The 20,175-nt window shown below is 67.9% G+C and carries 16 protein-coding genes; 9 read left to right on the top strand and 7 right to left on the bottom strand.

The genetic code is table 11. The features are described from left to right. The first annotated feature begins 141 nt into the window (after positions 1-141). Both AB4Y72_RS10685 and AB4Y72_RS10680 read left to right on the top strand, forming a co-directional pair. Positions 142-1,872 carry a bifunctional 3'-5' exonuclease/DNA polymerase gene (locus AB4Y72_RS10685; protein ID WP_441426135.1) on the top strand — a complete coding sequence of 577 codons (1,731 nt, stop codon included), beginning with the start codon at positions 142-144 and terminating at the stop codon, positions 1,870-1,872. Between the two features lie 142 nt (positions 1,873-2,014). Then, complete coding sequence (locus AB4Y72_RS10680) at positions 2,015-2,308, top strand: YegP family protein (protein ID WP_441426134.1); 294 nt, start codon at positions 2,015-2,017, stop codon at positions 2,306-2,308. A gap of 163 nt (positions 2,309-2,471) precedes the next feature. Here AB4Y72_RS10680 and AB4Y72_RS10675 read toward each other — a convergent pair whose 3' ends face one another. The 3 genes from AB4Y72_RS10675 to AB4Y72_RS10665 are packed head-to-tail and all read right to left on the bottom strand — an operon-like array spanning position 2,472 to position 5,478. Continuing rightward, positions 2,472-3,152, bottom strand: coding sequence for an NUDIX hydrolase (locus AB4Y72_RS10675; RefSeq protein WP_441426133.1), 681 nt, complete (start codon positions 3,150-3,152; stop codon positions 2,472-2,474). Continuing rightward, a complete protein-coding gene (gene nth, locus AB4Y72_RS10670; RefSeq protein ID WP_441426219.1) occupies positions 3,149-4,030 on the bottom strand; it encodes an endonuclease III in 882 nt (293 codons plus the stop codon). The genes AB4Y72_RS10675 and nth overlap by 4 nt, the downstream gene beginning before the upstream one ends. Positions 4,031-4,044: 14 nt before the next feature. Next, positions 4,045-5,478 (bottom strand): hypothetical protein, encoded by a 1,434-nt coding sequence (locus AB4Y72_RS10665; protein ID WP_441426132.1) that lies wholly within the window; start codon positions 5,476-5,478, stop codon positions 4,045-4,047. Between the two features lie 451 nt (positions 5,479-5,929). Between AB4Y72_RS10665 and acs the strand changes: the two genes are divergently transcribed. Both acs and aroQ read left to right on the top strand, forming a co-directional pair. Continuing rightward, the gene (gene acs / locus AB4Y72_RS10660; RefSeq protein WP_441426131.1) at positions 5,930-7,960 is read left to right on the top strand and encodes an acetate--CoA ligase; all 2,031 of its coding nucleotides are present in this window, start codon (positions 5,930-5,932) and stop codon (positions 7,958-7,960) included. A gap of 90 nt (positions 7,961-8,050) precedes the next feature. Beyond that, entirely contained in the window at positions 8,051-8,527 is a 477-nt protein-coding gene (gene aroQ / locus AB4Y72_RS10655; RefSeq protein ID WP_441426130.1) for a type II 3-dehydroquinate dehydratase, read from the top strand. Between the two features lie 44 nt (positions 8,528-8,571). Here the strand turns inward: aroQ and AB4Y72_RS10650 are convergent, their stop codons facing one another. After that, entirely contained in the window at positions 8,572-9,756 is a 1,185-nt protein-coding gene (locus tag AB4Y72_RS10650) for a MarP family serine protease (RefSeq protein WP_441426129.1), read from the bottom strand. A gap of 222 nt (positions 9,757-9,978) precedes the next feature. Here AB4Y72_RS10650 and AB4Y72_RS10645 point away from each other — a divergent pair, with 222 nt between their 5' ends. Further along, a complete protein-coding gene (locus tag AB4Y72_RS10645; RefSeq protein ID WP_011693220.1) occupies positions 9,979-10,656 on the top strand; it encodes a Crp/Fnr family transcriptional regulator in 678 nt (225 codons plus the stop codon). Positions 10,657-11,003: 347 nt separating this feature from the next. On the opposite strand, the gene AB4Y72_RS10640 is transcribed toward AB4Y72_RS10645, so the two are convergent. Genes AB4Y72_RS10640 through AB4Y72_RS10630 form a run of 3 tightly spaced genes read right to left on the bottom strand, consistent with a single transcriptional unit; the run spans position 11,004 to position 12,692 of the window. Then, complete coding sequence (locus AB4Y72_RS10640; RefSeq protein WP_441426128.1) at positions 11,004-11,915, bottom strand: NUDIX hydrolase; 912 nt, start codon at positions 11,913-11,915, stop codon at positions 11,004-11,006. A gap of 16 nt (positions 11,916-11,931) precedes the next feature. Next, entirely contained in the window at positions 11,932-12,534 is a 603-nt protein-coding gene (locus AB4Y72_RS10635; RefSeq protein WP_441426127.1) for a RidA family protein, read from the bottom strand. A gap of 2 nt (positions 12,535-12,536) precedes the next feature. Next, positions 12,537-12,692, bottom strand: a complete 156-nt coding sequence (locus AB4Y72_RS10630; protein ID WP_009359196.1) for a DUF4177 domain-containing protein — start codon at positions 12,690-12,692, stop codon at positions 12,537-12,539. 37 nt (positions 12,693-12,729) lie between these two features. On the opposite strand from AB4Y72_RS10630, the gene AB4Y72_RS10625 reads away from it, so the two are divergent. The 4 genes from AB4Y72_RS10625 to AB4Y72_RS10610 all read left to right on the top strand — a co-directional run bounded on the left by AB4Y72_RS10625 (position 12,730) and on the right by AB4Y72_RS10610 (position 20,163). Next, the gene (locus AB4Y72_RS10625) at positions 12,730-15,129 is read left to right on the top strand and encodes a transglycosylase domain-containing protein (protein WP_441426126.1); all 2,400 of its coding nucleotides are present in this window, start codon (positions 12,730-12,732) and stop codon (positions 15,127-15,129) included. Next, a complete protein-coding gene (locus AB4Y72_RS10620) occupies positions 15,126-16,073 on the top strand; it encodes a metallophosphoesterase (protein ID WP_441426125.1) in 948 nt (315 codons plus the stop codon). The genes AB4Y72_RS10625 and AB4Y72_RS10620 overlap by 4 nt, the downstream gene beginning before the upstream one ends. Positions 16,074-16,447: 374 nt before the next feature. Continuing rightward, positions 16,448-18,271, top strand: a complete 1,824-nt coding sequence (locus AB4Y72_RS10615) for an ABC transporter ATP-binding protein (RefSeq protein WP_441426124.1) — start codon at positions 16,448-16,450, stop codon at positions 18,269-18,271. Next, a complete protein-coding gene (locus AB4Y72_RS10610; protein ID WP_441426123.1) occupies positions 18,268-20,163 on the top strand; it encodes an ABC transporter ATP-binding protein in 1,896 nt (631 codons plus the stop codon). Before AB4Y72_RS10615 ends, AB4Y72_RS10610 begins: the two co-directional genes overlap by 4 nt. Positions 20,164-20,175: the final 12 nt, after the last annotated feature.

The following is a 20,175-nucleotide window of genomic DNA, read 5'->3' as shown; positions in this document are numbered from 1 at the left end:
CTGTGCCCGCCCCGGAAGCGCTGCGGAACCGCCGACGTCGGCTATGTGGACAAGTTATGGGAACAAGACGATCGGGTTTCCGACGGCCGGCGCCGGCAAAGGCGCGCGGACCATTCCCCGGAGCAGGGCAGAATTGACCCTATGTACCTGCTGCTCGCCGCCCACGCCGACGGTGCGGCCCTCCAGGAAGTCACGGCGGAAGGCGTCCCGGAACCGTCCAATCCGGAACCCCGCGTTGTCAGCGCCGGCGACTTGGCCGGCGTCGTGCGCGGGCTGGAGGAGCGGCACCCGCGCTGGATCTGGCACCGTACCCAGGACTGGTACCCCCGGCTGTTGCGCGCCGGGGTGGAGCTCGAGCGCTGCTACGACCTCACGCTGTGCGGCATGATCCTGGCCCACTCGGAAGCCACCGCCCACACCGGCTATGCGCAGGCGGCGGAGAAGCTGACGCAGGATGACGAGCTGAACCAGCCGCCGCGGGCCCTGCAGCCCCCTCCCCCGCCGCCGGACCAGGGGGCGCTCTTCGATGCCCCGGCCCCCGGCCAGCGTCCCGGCCAATCCCTTGAGGCCCTTCGCGCCGAGTATGCTGCCCAGCAGGAGGCGCTTCGCCAGGCGGGGACGGACCCCGGCACGGCCAGCGCCGCTGACGCCACCCGACGGCAACGGCTTCAGCTGCTGCTCGCGGCGGAATCCGCGGGCGCCATGATCGCTGCCGAAATGCAACACACCGGTGTCCCGTGGCGTGAGGACCTGCATGAGCAGATCCTCGCCGACCAGCTGGGGCCCCGACCGGCCCCGGGCCAGCGGCCGGCCAAACTCGAATCGCTCACAGCCGAGCTCAGGCAGCTGCTGCGTTCACCCGCGCTGAACCCCGACTCGCCGCAGGATCTCATGCGCGCCCTGCACCGCAACGGCATCGAGGTGAAGACCACCCGCCAATGGGAGCTGAAGGAATCCAGCCACCCCGCGATCGTGCCGCTGCTGGCTTACAAGAAGCTGGCCCGTCTTCACGCGGCCAACGGCTGGACGTGGCTGGACACGTGGGTGAAGGACGGCAGGTTCCAGCCCGAGTACGTGGTGGGCGGCGTGGTGTCCGGGCGGTGGGCGTCGAGGGGCGGCGGGGCGCTGCAAATTCCGCGCCAGGTCCGCGGCGCGGTTCATGCTGATCCCGGCCACAAACTGATTGTTGCCGACGCCTCGCAGCTCGAACCGCGGGTGCTCGTGGCGCTCGCGCAGGATTCCAAAATGGCCGAAGCCGCCCGGGACAAGGATCTTTACGCGGGCATCGCCGCACAGGGCTTCGGCGGCGACCGGGCAAAAGCCAAGGTGGCCCTGCTCGGGGCCATCTACGGTGCGACGACGGGCGAGTCCGGGCGGCTGATGCCCCAGCTCGCCCGCACCTATCCCCGGGCCGTGGGTTTCGTCGAGCAGGCTGCCCGCGACGGCGAAGCCGGACGGACGGTCACCTCGCGCCTGGGCCGGAGCAGTCCGCCGCCGTCGGAGCGGTGGCTGCAGAGTCAGCAGTCCACCACCGCGGAGGAGCAGCGCCGGGCAGACTCGATCGCCCGTTCGCGCGGCCGCTTCACCCGCAACTTCGTGGTGCAGGGCTCGGCCGCCGACTGGGCGGCGTGCTGGCTGGCGGAACTTCGACGCCGGCTGCGCGCCATGCGGGCGGACGGCACCGCGGCGGGTCAGCTCGTGTTCTTCCTGCACGACGAAGTGATGGTGCACTGCCCCGAGGACGCCGTGGGGGACTGCATCCGGGCGATCGAAGAGTCCGCAAATGCGGCTAAAGAGCTGTTGTTCGGCCGCATTCCGGTGGAATTTCCGGTCAGCGTGGCCGTCGTGGACTCCTACGACACCGCTAAATGAGGGGCCGCGGTCACCGTCTGTAACGTACCCGTTGGTAGCTTTGTGTGGTCTCCGTCACCGGGCTAGGCTCGAAAAAGGCCGGCACATTTCCCGAACTCCGCCGGCCATTGCAACGACGCAAGGATATTGGGGAGGCAGAGGTTTGGCTGGCATTTTTGAGATCGCACAAGCAGGAGACAGGGCATATTTCTTCAAGCTGACAGCGGCGGACGGCACGGTTGTGGCCGTTTCCCCGCTGTTCAGCTCCATCCAGGGCGCTGCGGCTGGCATCACCGCCGTGCGCGAGAACGCCGCGACCGGCCTGGTGGTGGACCGTTCCGAGGCACCCGGCAGGAAAGCCGCCACCAGCAGGGCCGGAGGGCGGGCAATTGCGCCGCCGCAGGTCAGCAGGCGGGCAGGCAGCGCCCTGGCCGGCAGCGTGGCGGCGTCCAGCTAGCAACCGGCAGCGTCGCAGCGTCCAGCTAGCGGCGTCCAGCTAGCGGCGTCCAGCTAGCGGCGTCCAGCTAGCGGCGTCCAGCTAGCGGCGTACAGCCAGCGGGCGGGGCGGCAGGCCGGCGCCTGCCGCGCACGGCGCCTGTCCCTCGCATCGCGGACGGGACTCAGGCATCGATTCCGTACAGCCGTGCGCGGTCCCAGGCGACCGCCCAGCCCAGCTGGTCAAAAAGCTGGTTCAGGATCATCCCGGTAAACCCCCACACCACCACGCCATTGACGGTGAATGCGGGGCTCTGGAAGGTCTGGCCGGCCCGGCTGACCGTCGCCATGACCCGGTTGTCCGGGTCCAGCAGGTCCCGGACAGGGACACGGAACACCTGCGCCGATTCGCCGTAATCCACCACCCGCACCGGGGACTGGGAGGCCCACCAGGCCAGGACCGGCGTCACCAGGAAGTTGCCCCGGGGCAGCGCCAGTTCAGGCATGGCCCCGAGCACGTCCACGCCGGCAGGGTTCAGGCCGGTCTCCTCTTCCGCTTCGCGAAGGGCCGCCGCGACCACGGATTCACCGGGGTCGATGCCGCCGCCGGGAAAGGCCACTTGCCCGGGATGATCATCCAGCGTTTGGGCCCGCTGCAGCAGCAGGACGTCCAGATCTGCCGGCGCCAGCAACTTCTCGGAGACCGCCGGGACGTTGTCCAGCGCACCGAAGAGCATAAGTACCGCGGCCCTGCGAACGCGTTCGCCGGGTTCGACGGCGAGTTCCCGCCACCGCGGATCCGGCGGCGGCGCTATGCCCGCCTCCACTGCGGCAACCAGATCGACGAGGTCCTGGCGCGCGGTCACCGCGGTTTCCTCTGCGATTCCATCCGGATTTCCGCGGCGCGGTGCGTCTCGGCCAACAGCCGGGCCAGCAGCTCCTCTTGACCCGGCCCGAGTTCGTACTTCAGCAGCTTCTTGGCCTTCTCCGGGTCGGTCTCGCCTGCGCCGTAGCTGGGACACCAGTTCGCGACGGCGCAGGCGCCGCAAGCCGGCTTGCGCGAATGACAGACGCGGCGGCCGTGGAAGACGACGCGGTGGGAGAGCATGGTCCAGTCCTTCGGCTCGAACAGCTCGGCGACGTCGGATTCGATCCGGACCGGATCATCGGAATCCGTCCAGCCAAAGCGCCGGGCCAGGCGGCCGAAGTGGGTGTCCACGGTGATGCCCGGGATGCCGAAGGCATTTCCCAGCACCACATTGGCCGTTTTCCGTCCGACGCCGGGCAGCGTCACCAGGTCCTCCAGCCGGCCCGGCACCTCGCCGTCGTACTCGTCCACAAGCCGGTTGCACAGCGCCAGGAGGTTCCTGGCCTTCGCGCGGAAGAAGCCGGTGGGCTTGATGATGGCTTCCAGCTCTGCCGGGTCCGCCTCCGCCATCCGCCGCGCATCCGGGTAGCGTGCGAACAGCAGGGGCGTGATCTGGTTGACCAGCACGTCCGTGGTCTGGGCGGACAGCACGGTTGCCACCACGAGCTCGAACGGGCTGCGGAAATCCAGTTCCGCGTGAGCATACGGGTACTGGTCCGCGAGAGCCCGGTTGATCCGGCGGGCGCGGCGCTTGAGCGCCAGGAGCGATTCCCCCGGCGCTGGCACGGTCCCGGGCGCGGCCCGGCCGGGGCCCGCCGCGCCGGACCCCGCACTTGCGGCTCCGGCGCGTGCGGATTCCGTGCCTCCGGGTTCCATGGTCACAGCCGGGGCTAACCGCGTTCGATGTTGCTGAGGTCCCGCAGCACGCCGAGTCGGCCGTCAGTGTGCTGGACCAGGAATGAGGTGCCGCGGTCCTCAAGGGCAAGGACCCAGCCGCCGGGTTCAATGACGAAAGCCGGCGCGCCGGTGTTCTCGTCGACGGCGGTGCGTGGCTGTGCGACCGCGAACCAGAATGCCTCGTGCGCAGGGTGGGCCCCGTCCTCCGAATGCCGGCTGGCGGGGTCGACAGTGGCCCCGATGGGCTCCTGTGCGCGGACCTGCTCCTGCGGCCTGACCTGGGGGTTGACCGTGGTGGGGGCACTGCCGCCCGAGGCCGCCGGAACGTCGGCGGCGCGGGTCTGTTCCCCGGCGGTCGGGGCAGCGACGGCGGCGGTCGGGGCAGCGACGGCGGCGGCTGAGGCCGCCGGAACGTCGGCTGCGCGGGTCTGCTCGCCGGCGGTCGGGGCAGCGGTGGCTGCAGCCGCGGCGCCGGTGGCCGGCTTCTGTTCCGCGGCGGGCGACGCCGGCTCATTGGCGGGGGCCGGCGTCGACGTCGCTGCCGAAGCAGCCGCAGGTGAAGCAGCCGCAGGTGATGCCGACGGGGCAGGGCCGGCGACGCCGGCTGCCGGCACGGCGCCGGAGACCTGGGTCTCGGGCGCACTTGTAGCCGGAGGGACCGGAGCTACGACAGGCGCCGCGACCGCAGCCGCTTCGGCTGCCGAGACAACGGGTGAGACAGATGCCGGCGCGGCGGCCTGCCCGCCGGTAGCCGGACGCTTAGCCCAGCCTGCGGCGGTCCCGGATGCGGCCGCGGAGTCCTTAGCCAGCTTGGGCTCCTTCGGCGTTTTGGGCGCACGGGGCTTTTGCACCGGGGCGACGGCCTCGCGGGCCACCACGTGGGCGGGCGTTTCCTCCCGGCCCAGGAAGTCACCGGCGAAGAACGGGATCCAGCGGGCCAGTACCGTGGCCGCGAAGAGGCCGGCGGCGCCCAGGAGGGCGATCAGCATGCTCGGCACGAACGCCCCTGCGGCGGCGAGGAAGAAGAACGCGAGTGTGAACGACGCCACGACGGATGCGAACTGGTCGATCGACAGGGAACCTACCCGGATCCTCGTCGCCGGGCTGAGGCGGCGGGCTACAAACAAGGCGGTGACGATGAGCGGCAACACGATGCCCAGCCCCAGGAAGAACAGGCTCCCCAGGTTCCACAGGTTGTAGGCGAGGGCGAACATCGGAATCAGCGAGGCGACGAAAAGAAGCAGCGTGGAGCCGAAGACGGTGAGGTCACGGATGGTGAAGGGACCGAGGACGGCTTCGTGCTTCTTCGCGGATTTCTTGTCCACGGTGAAGCGCGGCGCGTCACCGAACCCGGCGGGACCCGGCTGCGCCGATCCGCCTTGGCTCTGGGCCGGCGCCCGGACCTGCCCGTTGTCTTGCTCGTTCATTCCGTATCTCCTTAGCATGGCGGCGCCCTGGACAGCGCCGTCTAACGGCAGGCAAGAACGGGACCGCCAGCGGGTCCCGTCTCGCCTCCATCGGATTGTCACAACTTCATCTCAGCCTAGCCAAGTGAATGGCCGATCACTAGCTGACAAGCCGTGGGCGGACGCAGCAGGCCACCCGGGATTTCTTCGATCCCGGCCGCCGCGCAGAACCGCCCTCCTCAGCGCCCGGCAAAACATGCGGCGCGTACCACTCGGGGCTTAACAAACACCACCCACGGCCTTCTTTGTGACTAGGCGCACGTTTGGTCGGACCCACGTATTAGTGTTTGTTGCAGAACAGCTCTTGCGGTAGCGCCGTGACCTGCCGCCGCCCGACGTCGCGCATGCGGCCCGGGCGCGCGGACGCCACGGACATCCACTGAGCCCGGATCGATGAATGATGAGGTTCACCATGTCCCAGCAGACTCCCGGATCCACGGCAATGCAGGCGCCTCAGGGCGACGCCTTCGAAAACCTGTCCCAAGAGAACCGCCGTTTTGCGCCCTCGGCCGAGTTCGCCGCGAACGCCGTGGTCACGGCGGGCGAGTATGCCGAGGCCGACGCCGACCGTCCCGCGTTCTGGGCGAAGCAGGCCCGCGAACTGCTGAGCTGGTCCAAAGACTTCACCCAGACGCTGGACTGGTCCAACCCGCCGTTCGCGAAGTGGTTCGTCGGCGGGGAGGTCAACGCCGCGTACAACGCCCTGGACCGGCATGTCGAGGCCGGCCACGGGGACCGGGTGGCCATCTACTTCGAGGGCGAGCCGGGAGATACCCGCACCTACACCTACGCGCAGCTGACCGAGGAAGTGAAGAAGGCCGCGAACGCCTTCGAGTCCCTGGGCGTGGCCAAGGGCGACCGCGTCGCGGTCTACCTGCCCATGATTCCCGAGGCCGTCATCACCCTGCTGGCCTGCGCCCGCATCGGCGCGATCCACTCCGTGGTCTTCGGCGGTTTCTCTGCCGAGGCCCTGCGGTCCCGGATCGACGACGCCGGGGCCAAGCTCGTCGTCACGGCCGACGGCACCTACCGCCGCGGCAAACCCAGCCCCCTGAAGCCGGCCGTCGACGACGCGTTGTCCCACGAGGGGGACGGGAACGGCCACACCGTGCAGAACGTCGTGGTGGTCAAGCGCAACGGCCAGGACGTGGACTGGCACGAGGGCCGGGACCACTGGTGGACGGACACCGTCGGGGCCGCGTCCGCCGAGCACACCGCCGTCGGGCATGACGCCGAGCACCCGCTGTTCATCCTCTACACCTCCGGCACCACGGGCAAGCCCAAGGGCATCCTGCACACCACCGGCGGCTACCTCACCCAGGGCGCCTACACGCACAAGGCGGTCTTCGACCTGCACCCCGAGACCGATGTCTACTGGTGCACCGCCGACATCGGGTGGATCACCGGGCACTCCTACGTCGCCTACGCCCCGCTCATCAACGGCGCCACCCAGGTCATGTACGAAGGCACGCCGGACTCCCCGCACCAGGGCCGCTGGTGGGAGATCGTGGAGAAGTACAAAGTCTCCATCCTCTACACCGCCCCCACCGCCATCCGCACCTTCATGAAGTGGGGCAAAGAGATTCCCGCCAGATCGGACCTCTCCTCGATCCGCGTGCTGGGATCGGTGGGCGAACCCATCAACCCGGAGGCCTGGATGTGGTACCGCGAGGTTATCGGCGGCAACGGCGGCAGGAACGGCGAACGCAAGGAAAACCCCGCACCGATCGTGGACACCTGGTGGCAGACCGAGACCGGGGCGCAGATGATCGCCCCGCTGCCAGGCGTCACGGCCACCAAGCCCGGCTCGGCCCAGGTCCCGCTCCCCGGCATCGCCGTGGACGTCGTGGACGAACTCGGCGAGACCGTGCCCAACGGCCACGGCGGCTTCCTGGTGATCCGCGAACCCTGGCCGGCCATGCTCCGCGGGATCTGGGGCGACCCGGAGCGGTTCAAGGAGACGTACTGGTCCCGCTTCGAGACGATGTACTTCGCCGGCGACGGTGCCAAGAAGGACGAGGACGGCGATATCTGGCTGCTGGGTCGCGTCGACGACGTCATGAACATCTCGGGCCACCGCCTGTCCACCGCGGAAATCGAATCCGCCCTCGTCTCCCACCCCGCGGTCGCCGAGGCCGCCGTCGTGGGCGCCGCCGACGAGACCACCGGCCAGGCGGTCGTGGCCTTCGTGATCCTGCGCGGGGACGCCGTGGACACCGGCGATGCCATCGTCCAGGAACTTCGCAACCACGTCAGCAAGGAGATCGGCCCCATCGCCAAACCGAAGACCATCCTCGTGGTGCCGGAACTGCCCAAGACCCGCTCCGGCAAGATCATGCGCCGCCTGCTCAAAGACGTCGCCGAAGGCCGCGAGGTTGGCGACGCCACCACGCTCGCCGACAACACCGTCATGGCCCAGATCGCGCAGTCACTGAGGAAATAGCCGTCAGACCTTGCCGCAGCGCCGGTTCGTACCGGCGCTGCGGCAGTAACGAACAGCGCGTGCGGCCTGCGGCGCGATACATTGGCAGACATGACTGAAGCCACCTCCGCCAACGGTGCCGGCCGCGGCACCATCCTGGTTCTCAACGGACCCAATTTGAACCTGCTCGGCACCCGGGAGCCCGAAAAGTACGGGACGGCGACGCTGGCCGATGTCGAACAGCTCGTCAAGGACGCCGGCGCGGCGCACGGCCTGGACGTCAAGTGCTTCCAGTCCAACCATGAGGGTGCCCTCGTGGACGCCATCCACGCCGCGCGCGGGAAGGCGGTGGGAATCGTGCTTAACGCCGGCGCCTACACGCACACGTCCGTGGCCATCCGGGACGCCATTTCCGCCGTCGCCGTGCCCACTGTCGAGGTGCACATCACCAATGTCCATGCCCGCGAGCACTTCCGGCACCATTCCTACCTGTCGGACATCAGCAAGGCCGTGATCGCGGGCGCCGGGATCATGGGCTACCGCTTCGCGGTGGAATACCTCGCCGGTCTGGACGCGGACAAGGGCTGAGCCTGGACTGGCTCTAGCCGGCGGCCGGGCGTTGGGCTAAGCGGCTATTTCTTGACGCATTGCCCGGACGAGACGGCGCTGCCCAAACCGGGCGCCTGCTCCGCAACCGGACGGAGGTCATGCATGGTGATGGCGAACCCGAGCGAGGACTCGGTGGTCGCCTTGGCAAAAACCACGCCCGCCACGTGGCCGTCCATGGTCAGGAGCGGGCCACCGGAGTTGCCCGGCTGCACGTCCCCGGCAATCCGGTACACGTCCTCGGGGGCGGCATTGTTGCCGTATATATCCGGGACGAGCACGGTGGTGATGTCCTGCACCCTGGCCGGCTTGGACTGGAAGGGGCCGCCGTGCGGGTAGCCGGCAAAGGCCGCGGAGCTGCCGGACGGCAGGTCGGATGTCAGGGGAAGCGGCGTCGACTGCAGGCCGTCGACCGCCACGACGGCGAGATCATGCTTGGTGTCAAAGTACACAATGCGTCCGGGCAGGGCGCCGCCGCCAGGCGTCTCCACTACGGGCTGGTCGACTCCGGCGACCACGTGGGCGTTGGTCACCACGCGCCCGGGGGCGACCACGAAGCCGGTTCCCGTCTGGTTTTGACCACACTGGTAAGCAGTACCGGCGATCTTCAGCACCGACGCGGCGGCCGTGTTCAGCGCGGGGGTGTCCGTATTGGTGTTCGGGACTGCGACGGGCTGGCCGTGGCCGAAGCCGTCCAGCAGGGTGGGTATGCCCTCGCCGATCACGGCGGACCGCAACTGCGCCATCGACGCCTTGACCGGCGTCGGCGTCACGCCATCGATGAATCCGATGACCTTGGACTCGGCGAGCTGCTGGGAAACAAACGGCACGCCCAGGGCTCCGATGCTGAACGCCAGCATCGACATCACCAGGGCGGACACCACCACGTTCACGCCGCCCCCGACCAGGCGGTCCGCCGCCCGCAGGGGGCTGAACGGAACCACGCTGCGGATCCGCCGCCCGATCATGGTGCCGAGGCCGTTCCCCACGATCATCAGCAGGACGGCTGTGGCAACAATCGCCGTCAGGCGCCAGCCGCTGTCCTCCACGAGCCCGCTGACAATGGGAACGGACACGAAGGCCGCGACCGCGCCTGCGGCGAAGCCGGCGATGCCTCCCAGGGTCACCAGGAAGCCGTTGCGAAGGCCATGGATCAGGTAGGACAAGAGCGCCACAACCAACACCAGGTCCAAAATGGTCAAGCCAAACACCGGGGCTCCTTACAGACAGTTCAGCCATGATTCTAGCGGTGTAAGCTGAACGTTTGCCGATTAGCCGTCGGCCTTGCGGGCGCGCCGGGATCGGCGGCGTCTTCCCGGACCGTGAGCATTCGGGTCCTTCGGGCGTTTCGCTGCCAACTACGTCACAGAAGCGCCAAAATTCTGAAAGAATGGCTGAAGCGACCCAGCCGACACAGCTAGTCAGGAGATTTCATGGATATCGAGGTATTGCGCCGCGCACCCCTTTTCGCCACGCTCGACGACGAGGCGTTCCGTCTGCTGACGGACGAACTCACCGAGGTGGACCTTTCACGCGGTGCCTCGGTATTCCGGGAAGGCGACCAGGGTGACCAGCTCTACTTCATCGTCTCCGGCAAGGTGAAGCTGGGCCGCACGTCACCGGACGGCCGCGAATCACTGCTGGCCATTCTCGGCCCGGGCGAGCTTTTCGGCGAAATGGCACTTTTCGACCCCAGCCCGCGGACGGCCACGGCAACCGCCGTTTCCGAGACGCGTCTCGCCGGACTGAAGAACGAAAGCCTGAACGCGCTGCTGCGCACCCGGCCCGAGGTTTCGGCCCAGCTCCTGCAGGCTCTGGCACGCCGCCTGCGCCGCACGAACGATTCGCTCTCCGACCTCGTCTTCTCCGACGTGCCGGGCCGTGTGGCCAAGGCACTGCTGGATCTGGCCGACCGCTTCGGCCGCCCGGCGACCGACGGCGTCCTGGTTGCCCACGAACTGACGCAGGAAGAGCTGGCCCAGCTGGTCGGCGCCTCCCGGGAAACGGTCAACAAGGCCCTCGCCGAATTCGTGCAGCGCGGCTGGCTGCGCCTGGAAGCCCGCGCCGTCGTCATTCTCGACATGCAGCGCCTGCGCCAGCGTTCCCGCTAGGAAAACTCAGCAGCAAGCCAGAAGGCCGGTCCCGGACGGGACCGGCCTTCTGGCTTTGCGCCGGAGCCGGCCGGCAAATTCGCTGGCTGGGTGGGTGGGCTGGGCTGACTCCCCCACGGGACATGCCCAGTCCTGGCAACGAGGACTGGGCATAATGCCACTATGTCCAAGCGCCGGAGCCCCCGGAGGACATGTCGCCAGGCTAACGCGCGGCAGGAAGGGACATGTCCAGTCGCGAAGTCCAGGGAGGGGCATGTCCCGCGCCTGCAGGCCCAACCACGTCCCGCAGGCGGCCCTGTGCGGACCAGGCGCTCCAGCTGCCGGCCCGCAGGCCGCCCTGTGCGGACCTAGCGCTCCCGCTGCGGCTCGCCGGCGACCGTCTTGGCGGCCTCGACTTCGAGCATGAGCCGGCCGTCTTCCTCGACGAGCTTCGGCTGGTACACGTGGGCCTTGCGCTTGTAGCTGAGGTAGGCGATGCAGCCGTTGGCCTTGGCCATCTTCTCGAGCATGATCTCCGAGCCCGGCACCAGGAGTTCGCCCAGGGTCCGGCCCACGGTGTTCTCCTGGCCCGCCTCATCGCCAAGCAGGGTGGTGTCCCGCTCGTCGATGACCCTGCGAACGCACACCCACCGGCCCCAGACGCCCTTGCTGGCCAGCAACGAAGGCTGCTGGTTCACGGGCAGGGTGGCGGCGAAGTAGCGGGTGTTGAACCGGCGATGCGCAAAGTCGGGGCTGAGCCAGTTGACCAGCGGCTTGAGGAGGTCCGTGCGCAGCGAGAGCCCGCGCTTGGCGAGCACGTCGGTGAAGGATTTTTCCTGATCCGCCACGGCTTCGCGGGCGCGCATCCATTCGGCGCTCGACGTCGACTCCACCGTGGTGGACAAGTCCGGGCCGGCCAGCAGGATCCCGGTCTCCTCAAACAGTTCCCGGATGGCGCCGACCACATGGCGGCGGGCCAGCCCGACGTCGGCCGTCCCCATCTGCTCGGCCCAATGCTGGGGCGTCGGACCAAGCCAACCGACGGCGTCACCGTCGGACGCTTCCAGCGACCCCCCGGGGAAGGCGAGGACGCCGAGCGGGGAGGACCCGGTCCGATAGCCGAGCCAGGTCTCCAGGCCTGTGGGCGAGTCCCGCAGGAGGACCACTGAGGAGGCGAAACGCGGCGCGCGGGGCGTGCGTTCTCCATGTTCAAGCCAGCTGCGGGCTGCTCCTTCGAGGTCGGGGGGCAGAACGAACAGGCGGCGTGCTAACTGAGGCAAAGAAGTGACCGGCCTTCTAGGCGAATTCGGCGATCAGTTCGACTTCAACAGGTGAGTCGAGCGGCAGGACGGATACTCCGACGGCGGAACGTGCGTGCTGGCCGGCGTCGCCGAGCACCTGGCCCAGCAGCTCCGAGGCGCCGTTGATGACACCGGGCTGGCCGGTGAAGGAAGGATCGGAGGACACGAACCCGACAACCTTGACGATCCGGGTAATGCGGTCCAGATCCCCGATCACGCTCTTGACGGCCGCGAGGGCGTTGACGGCGCAGACCGCGGCGTAGGCCTTGGCTGCTTCCGGGGACACCGTGGACTCAGCCGAGGCGCCTTCCGAGCCGGCAGACACCTTGCCGGTGGCCTCAAGCTTGCCGTTGATGAAAGGCAGCTGGCCCGAGGTGTAGACGTGGTTGCCGGAAATGACGGCAGGAACGTAGGCGGCCACCGGGGCCGCGACGTCGGGGAGCGTCAGGCCCAGCTCGGCCAGGCGCTGTTCGACGGCGGACGACGCGCCCGCGCCGCCAGCCTGGCTCGCTGCGCCGGGCGTCGTGGCGGCCGCGGTGTCGGAGAGGTTTTCCGGGCTCGCAGATCCGGCCGGGACTGCTTCTGAGGGGGTGCTCATGGCTACTGCTTCTCCCGCTTCAGATAGGCAACCAGGCCGTTTCCGTCGGGGCCGGGAACAACTTGGACCAGCTCCCAGCCGTCCTCGCCCCACTGGTCCAGGATCTGCTTTGTGGCATGGATAATGAGCGGAATCGTGGCGTACTCCCATTTGGTCATGACATAAAGCCTAGTCGTTGCCGGTAAAGTGGAAAACATGGCGACTGGCAAGAACCCTTTATTCGACACGGCCACCACCCTCGGAAAGATCATTCTTTTCCTGGGCGTGAGCGCTATTTGCGGTGTTCTGGTGGCGGGCCTCCTGGTCCCCGCGGCGGCCGTTTCCGGCAGCGCGGCGAGTGGATCCATCCAGTTCTTTGACACGCTCCCGGCCGAGCTGAAGGTCGATCCGCCCAGCCAGGCGACCACCGTCCTCGCCGCCGACGGCAGCGTCATCGCCAACCTCTACACGGAAAACCGCACCCGTGTCTCGCTGGACCAGATGTCCCCCAACATCAAGAACGCGATCATCGCCATCGAGGACAACCGCTTCTACGAGCACGGCGGCGTGGACACCACCGGCATCCTGCGCGCTCTCGTCAGCACCGCGCGCGGCCAGAAGCAGGGCGCGTCCACCATCACGCAGCAGTATGTGAACAACGTCATCAACTCCTCGCTCGAGGCCGAGGGCAAGAGTGACCAGGTCCTCCTCAACGGCGTCAACAAGAGCGTCGGTGACAAGCTCCGCGAAATGAAGCTGGCCATCGCGCTGGAGAAGAAGTTCTCCAAGGATCAGATCCTTGAGGGCTACCTGAACATCGTGTTCTTCAACCGCGACGCCTACGGCATCGAGGCCGCCTCCAGATTCTTCTTCAGCACCACGGCCAAGGATCTGACTCTCCCGCAGGCCGCCTTGCTGGCCGGCGTGGTGAACAGCCCTTCGTACTACGACCCGATTACCCACCCGGATAACGCCAAGGTCCGGCGCGATCTAGTGCTCAAGGCCATGCTCACCCAAGGCAAGATCAAGCAGGCTGACTACGACGCTGCGGTTGCGACGCCGGTGAAAACCAAGGTCACCCAGCCCCACCAGGGCTGCCCCTACGCGTCGACGGCGCCGTATTTCTGCGACTACGTGGTGCACCTGCTCATGAACAACCCGGCCTACGGCGCCGACGCCGCCGAGCGCGAGCGGAGGATCTTCCGCGGCGGCCTGACCATCAAGACCACCCTGGAACCCAAAGCCCAGTCCGTGGCCCAGGCCCAGGTGGACGCTGCAGCCGGCGCCAATCCGGACAAATGGGGCGCCGCACTGGTCTCCGTGGAGCCAAAAACCGGCAAGATCACCAACATGGCCCAAAACACCTCGTTCCTTGCGGCCAAGGGAAAGTTCGACACCGAGCTTAATTTCAACGTCGACAAGTATGACGAGAGAGGCAATGACCTCAACGGCCTGGGCGGTTTCCAACCCGGCTCCACCATGAAGCCGTTTACGTTCGCCGAATGGCTGAACGAGGGCAAATCCATGAACACCGTGGTGGACGGCAGCGTGCGCGAGTACCCCACGGGCTTCCCGTGGAAGAACTCCTGCGGCACCACCACCGGCACCTACAGCACGGCGGAACATGCCACGGACCCGGGCATCGCGGAAGACCTCCAGAATGCCGAAGAGGGTTACTACAGGCCCATGACGGTCCTGAAGGGCCTCTACAACTCGATCAACACGATTACCTTCGCCTCCGCCGCGCAGCTCGACTTTTGCGGTATCCAAAAGATCATTGACTCCGTCGGCTTGCACTCCGGCCTGCCCACCGTGGAGCAGGGCACCGGCAAAATCCTCGAACCACACCCAAAGATCAACATGTCTTACGTGGGCAACCTGCTGGGTTCCACCCAGACCGCCCCCCTGACCATGGCCAGCGCCTTCGCCACCTTCGCGAACGACGGCCGGTACTGCGCACCCATCGCCATCACCTCCGTGACGGACGCAACCGGCGCCAAGCTGCCCGCCCAGGACACGGACTGCCGGGACGCCATCAAGCCCGAGGTCGCCCGAGGGGTGAACTACGCGTTGCAGGAAGTCCTGAACCGCGGCTCTGGTGCGCTCATTGAGCCCCGCATTTCCACCAAGACCGACTTCCCGATCGCGGCCAAGACCGGTACCTCGAACAACAACGGGTCGACTTGGGTGGTGGGCCACACCACCGGTCTGGCCACGGCCGCCTGGTTCGGCGATCCCCTCGGCAACCAATTGCGTTCCGGACAGAACATCACCGTGAACGGCCAGTTCTACCAGGGCATCGACGGGTACATGATCGCCGGGCCGATGTTCTCCAAGTTCATGGCCGCGATCGCCCCGTCGCACGGTACCGATCCGTTCCCGGAGCCCCCGTCGAACTTGCTGGGCGACTCCAACCCGTACCAGCAGCCCAGCTATGACAACGGCGGGAACAACAACAACAACAACTTTGTGCCTCCGGCTCAGCAGAACCCGGCACCGGCACCGGCACCGGCACCGACGTCGGCGCCTGCACCGTCACAGGCGCCGACTCCCGCTCCTGCTCCGAAGCCGGCACCGGCTCCGGCTCCGAAGCCGACGAATCCCAAGAAGCCATGACCCAGGGGAATGATCTGGCAAGCCGCGTCCGAAGCATCGGACGCGGCTTTGCCGTGACCGCAGCGATCGGAACGGCGGCCGGGGCGGCCGCCACCGGCTACGGCCTGTGGGAAAAGAACCAGTTCGTGCTGCGGGAGGAAACTCTCCCCATCCTGCCGGCCGGCTTCGGCCCGTTCCGGATCCTCCATCTCTCCGACATCCACTTCGTCCCGGGCCAGCACCGGAAGGCCAAGTGGCTGTCCTCGCTGGCGGAGCTGCGGCCGGACCTCGTGGTGAACACGGGCGACAACCTCAGCCATGCCAAGGCCATAGACCCCCTCGTGGCGGCCCTGCGTCCCCTGATGGAATTCCCGGGCGTGTTCGTTCCCGGCTCCAACGACTACTTCGGCCCAAGCTTCAAGAATCCGGCCTCATATTTTCGCGGCCCCTCCGCCCAGCGCAAAGACCCCGAGAAACTCGACTGGCCCCGGCTGCGGTCCGAGTTCGGCATGTCCGGCTGGGTGGATCTGACCAACCGCTGCCAGTCCGTCGTGCTCAAAGGCATGCGCTTCGATTTCTCCGGCGTCGACGACCCCCACCTGGGCCTCGAACGGTACGCCGGCTGGCCGCGCGGCACCAAGGGTCGCGACGCCGATCCGCACCTGCGCGTCGCCGTGGCGCACGCCCCCTACCAGCGCGTCCTGGACCACTTCACCGAAGCCGGAGCCGACCTCCTGTTGGCCGGCCATACCCATGGCGGCCAGATCTGCGTTCCGGGCTACGGGGCACTCGTCACCAACTGCGACCTTCCCACCTGGCGGGCCCGGGGCCTGCATACGTGGGAGGTCAACGGCAGCACGACGCCGGTCAACGTCTCCGGCGGCATCGGCACCTCCCGCTTCGCCCCGGTCCGCATCGCCTGCCGGCCCGAAGCCGTCCTGCTCACGCTGACCTCCCGAACCTAAGTCCCAGTCCGCCGGCCGGCTCAGGGGATGGACATGTCCTCCCGTGGCCCTTCTCTCCGCGGGACATGCCCTCCCCTCATCGCGAAGAGTGGGCATAAGGGCACAGTGTCCACTCCTAGGGGCCAGGACTGGACATGTCCCCTCGTGGTTGGCGCTAGGACTGGACATGTCCCCCGGGGCCAGCGCAAAGAATGGACATGTCCCGCGGGGCACGGGGCGCGGTACCCTGTCTCCATTGCGGATCGTAATGACTGGGCCAGATCAGGGGACTAATCCAGACCGTGTGAATCCGCTCACTTCATGGCCTAGGGTAGTTGCTACAGGAAACTACATTCAATGGTGCTATCTACGCACGCGCGTCCTAAGAAGCAGGCATGGCCAAGCAGAGTTCATTTTTCACCTCCATCAGCCGTCTCTATCCGCACGTCAGGCCCATCCTGCCGCGGCTGGTCATGGGCCTGCTCAGCGCGCTGCTGGCAAGCGTCGTGGCGCTGGCCATCCCCCAGGTGCTCCGTGTCTTGGTCAATGAATCCCTCAAACCCGGCGGCAGCGCAGAAGCAGTCTGGACCGCCTCGCTCGTGATCCTGGTCCTGGGCATCGCCGAGGCCGGGCTCGTAGCCCTGCGCCGCCAGTTCGTCATCAACCCGGCCACCACCGTGGAGACCCGAATGCGGGTCTCCCTCTATGGGCACCTCCAGGACCTGACGGTCTCCTTCCACGACCGCTGGGGTTCCGGCCAGCTGCTCTCCCGCGCCATGACAGACCTGAACTTCCTGCGCCGCTGGATGGCCTTCGGCGCCATCATGCTGGTGGTCACCACGCTCACCGTATTGATCGGCGTCGCGGTGATGTTCGCAATGAGCTGGCAGCTGGCCCTGATATTCCTTGCCGCCGCCGTGCCGATCATGATCTACGGGTTCCGTTTCCGCACGAGGTTCAGCAAGGTGGCCCGCCGCAGCCAGGACCAGGCCGGTGACCTTGCCACGACGGTCGAGGAATCAGTCCACGGCATCCGTGTCCTGAAGGCGTTCGGCCGCAGCCGCGAGGCACTGGAAAACTTCAACGAACAGGCCGAGGGACTCCGGCAGACCGAGATCGCCAAAGCCAAGCACCTGGCTACCTTCAGCCTGGTCGTGACGCTTCTGCCCGAGCTCGCCCTCGGTGCCGGGCTCGTCGTCGGGATCCTGCTCGCCTCCACGGATCAGCTCTCCATCGGGTCCCTGGTGGCCTTCTTCGCCACCGCCGCGGTGGTTGCTGCGCCGGTCGAGTTCTGCGGCCTGCTGCTGGCGATGGCCCTCACCGCAAAGACCGCGGTGGACCGGCACTTCGAGGTCATGGACGCAAAGAACACCATCACCAGCCCGGACCAGCCGCGCCGGCCGGCCGAACTCAAGGGCGCCCTCAGCTTCCGCGATGCCGGCTTCGCGTTCGAGGACGCCCCGGACAAGCCGATCCTCAGGAACATCACCCTGGACGTCCGGCCCGGCGAAACCATGGCTCTCGTGGGCATCACGGGCAGCGGCAAGAGCGCCCTGCTTCAGTTGGTCCCCCGCCTCTACGACGTCACCGAAGGAGCCATCACCATCGACGGCGTGGACCTGCGCGAGTTCAAGGTGGAGGATCTGCGAACGGTGGTTGCCGTCGCGTTCGAAGACACCACCTTGTTCTCCAGCTCCGTCCGGGATAACGTCCTGCTCGGCGCGCCCGACGCCGGGTCAGCGGAAGGCCGCGAGGCGGCCCTGGCTGAAGCCCTCGACGTCGCCCAGGCCCACTTCGCCTACTCCCTGCCGGACGGGGTGGATACCCTCATCGGCGAGGAGGGCCTCAGTCTCTCCGGCGGCCAGCGCCAGCGCATCGCCCTGGCCCGCGCCATCGCGGCGAAACCGGCCGTACTGGTCCTGGACGACCCGCTCTCGGCACTTGATGTGAACACCGAGGAGCTGGTCGAGAGACGGCTGCGCGAGGTCCTCGCGGACACCACCACGCTGATCGTGGCCCACCGGCCCTCCACAGTTGCACTGGCCGACCGGGTGGCCCTGCTCGAGGACGGCCGGATCGCCGCGGTTGGCACCCACACGGAACTGCTCGCCACGAACAGCCACTACCGCTACGTGATCGCCAGCCTCGACACGGAACCGCGGGACCTGGATTCAGAATTGTCCGCCCTCGAGGACCAGTCCGAGGAGATTTCCCGATGAGCAGCGCAACGTTCGGCACCGCCAACGAGGACAATGCCAACCTCAGCCGGAGCGAAAGCCAGGCTGTCCGGCGGCGCTCCCTGGCCCTGTTGGGCTCGCTGATCCGTCCCGTCCGGGCCCGGTTCTGGCTGACGATCATCGCCGTCGTCCTGTCCCAGGCCACCCGGGTGGCCGGGCCGGCCTTGATCGCCTTCGGCATCGACCACGCCCTGCCGGCCCTGCGCGCCGGCGACAGCCTTCCCCTGATGCTCGCCGGCGTCGCATATGTGGCCGCGGCCGTCGCCACCGCCGGCCTGACCGCGCTTTACGTGACCTCCACGGCACGGCTCAGCCAGGCCATGCTGCTGGACCTCCGCGTCCGGGTCTTCCGCCACACCCAGCGGCTGAGCCTGGAATTCCACGAGAAATACACCTCCGGGCGCATCATCGCCCGGCAGACCTCGGACCTGGAGGCCCTGCGCGAACTCCTGGATTCCGGCGTCAGCTCGCTGGCCTCGGGCATGCTTTTCATGGCGTTCACGGCCATCACCATATTCGCCCTGGACTGGCGCAGCGGGGTGCTCGTGCTGGCCGCCGGCGTCCCGATGTACTTCCTGACCCGCTGGTACCAGAAGCACTCACAGATGGCCTTCCGCGAATCCCGGGTTGTCTCGGCCCGGCTGATCGTGCACTTCGTGGAGACCATGACCGGAATCCGGGCTGTCAAGACGTTCCGCAAGGAACGCGAGAATGCCGCGCGCTACGCCGAGCTCTCCGAGGAGTACCGCCGCGCCACCGTGCGCACCATCAACCTCAACGGCGTCTTCCAGCCCGGGCTGGTGCTGATCGGCAACGTCAGCGTCGCCGTCGTGCTCCTCACCGGCGGCTTCCGGGTCCTCAGCGGCGACCTCGCCGTCGGCGTGCTCCTGGCCCTGATCCTGTCCACCAAACGCTTCTTCCAGCCGGTGGACCAGATGGCGATGTTCTACAACTCCTTCCAAAGCGCCCAGGCGGCCCTGGAAAAGGTCTCGGGCCTGCTCGAGGAAATCCCCACGGTCCGGCCGCCCCAGACACCGGTGGCCCTGCAGGACGCGCGGGGCAGCATCGACTTCGACGGCGTCGAATTCCGCTACGGCGACGGCCCGGTCATCATTCTGCGGCTGGACCTGCACATCCCCGCCGGCCAGACGGTCGCGCTCGTCGGGCAGACCGGGGCCGGCAAGTCCACCCTCGCGAAGCTGATCGCGCGCTTCTACGACGTCTCCGCCGGGTCCGTCACGCTCGACGGCGTGGACCTGCGCCAGCTCTCGACCGAGGACCTGCGCCGGAACGTCGTCATGGTCACCCAGGAGGCGTTCCTGTTCAGTGGGTCCGTGGCGGACAACATCGCGCTGGGCCGGCCCGACGCCTCCCGCGCGGAGATCGAGGACGCGGCCCGGGCGGTGGGGGCGCACGACTTCATCATGGAACTTCCCGACGGCTACGACACCGACGTCAACAAGCGCGGCGGCCGCGTCTCCGCCGGACAGCGCCAGCTGATCAGCTTCGCCCGGGCGTTCCTGGCCCGCCCGGCCGTCCTGATCCTGGACGAGGCGACGTCCTCACTGGATATCCCCTCGGAACGCATGGTCCAGCAGGGCCTCGCGGGCCTACTGCGCGGCACGCGGGAGGCCGGCACGCGGGAGGCCCGCACGGGGGAGGCCCGCACGGGGGAAGCCCGACCCGGCGGCGCCGCGGGCGCCGGGCGGACCGCCCTCATCATCGCCCACCGGCTTTCCACCGTGGAGACCGCGGACCGGGTCCTGGTGGTGCACGACGGGCGCGTCGTCGAAGACGGCACGCCCAAGCAGCTGATCGGCGACGGCGGCGCGTTCGCCCGGCTCCACGGCGCCTGGAAGGACTCGCTGGTCTGATCGGCCCCGCAG

It is taken from the genome of Arthrobacter sp. YAF34 (assembly GCF_052113245.1).
Classification (GTDB): domain Bacteria; phylum Actinomycetota; class Actinomycetes; order Actinomycetales; family Micrococcaceae; genus Arthrobacter.
This window is presented reverse-complemented; position numbering and strand designations above follow the sequence as displayed.

Excerpts from the sequence above, each read along its gene's own strand:
- AB4Y72_RS10645 (WP_011693220.1), top strand. The coding sequence starts at position 9,979 with ATGGATATCGAGGTATTGCGCCGCGCACCCCTTTTCGCCACGCTCGAC.
- nth (WP_441426219.1), bottom strand. The coding sequence starts at position 4,030 with ATGGAACCCGGAGGCACGGAATCCGCACGCGCCGGAGCCGCAAGTGCG.
- AB4Y72_RS10665 (WP_441426132.1), bottom strand. The coding sequence starts at position 5,478 with ATGAACGAGCAAGACAACGGGCAGGTCCGGGCGCCGGCCCAGAGCCAA.
- AB4Y72_RS10625 (WP_441426126.1), top strand. The coding sequence starts at position 12,730 with ATGGCGACTGGCAAGAACCCTTTATTCGACACGGCCACCACCCTCGGA.
- AB4Y72_RS10630 (WP_009359196.1), bottom strand. The coding sequence starts at position 12,692 with ATGACCAAATGGGAGTACGCCACGATTCCGCTCATTATCCATGCCACA.
- AB4Y72_RS10615 (WP_441426124.1), top strand. The coding sequence starts at position 16,448 with ATGGCCAAGCAGAGTTCATTTTTCACCTCCATCAGCCGTCTCTATCCG.
- aroQ (WP_441426130.1), top strand. The coding sequence starts at position 8,051 with ATGACTGAAGCCACCTCCGCCAACGGTGCCGGCCGCGGCACCATCCTG.
- acs (WP_441426131.1), top strand. The coding sequence starts at position 5,930 with ATGTCCCAGCAGACTCCCGGATCCACGGCAATGCAGGCGCCTCAGGGC.
- AB4Y72_RS10685 (WP_441426135.1), top strand. The coding sequence starts at position 142 with ATGTACCTGCTGCTCGCCGCCCACGCCGACGGTGCGGCCCTCCAGGAA.
- AB4Y72_RS10610 (WP_441426123.1), top strand. The coding sequence starts at position 18,268 with ATGAGCAGCGCAACGTTCGGCACCGCCAACGAGGACAATGCCAACCTC.
- AB4Y72_RS10620 (WP_441426125.1), top strand. The coding sequence starts at position 15,126 with ATGACCCAGGGGAATGATCTGGCAAGCCGCGTCCGAAGCATCGGACGC.
- AB4Y72_RS10635 (WP_441426127.1), bottom strand. The coding sequence starts at position 12,534 with ATGAGCACCCCCTCAGAAGCAGTCCCGGCCGGATCTGCGAGCCCGGAA.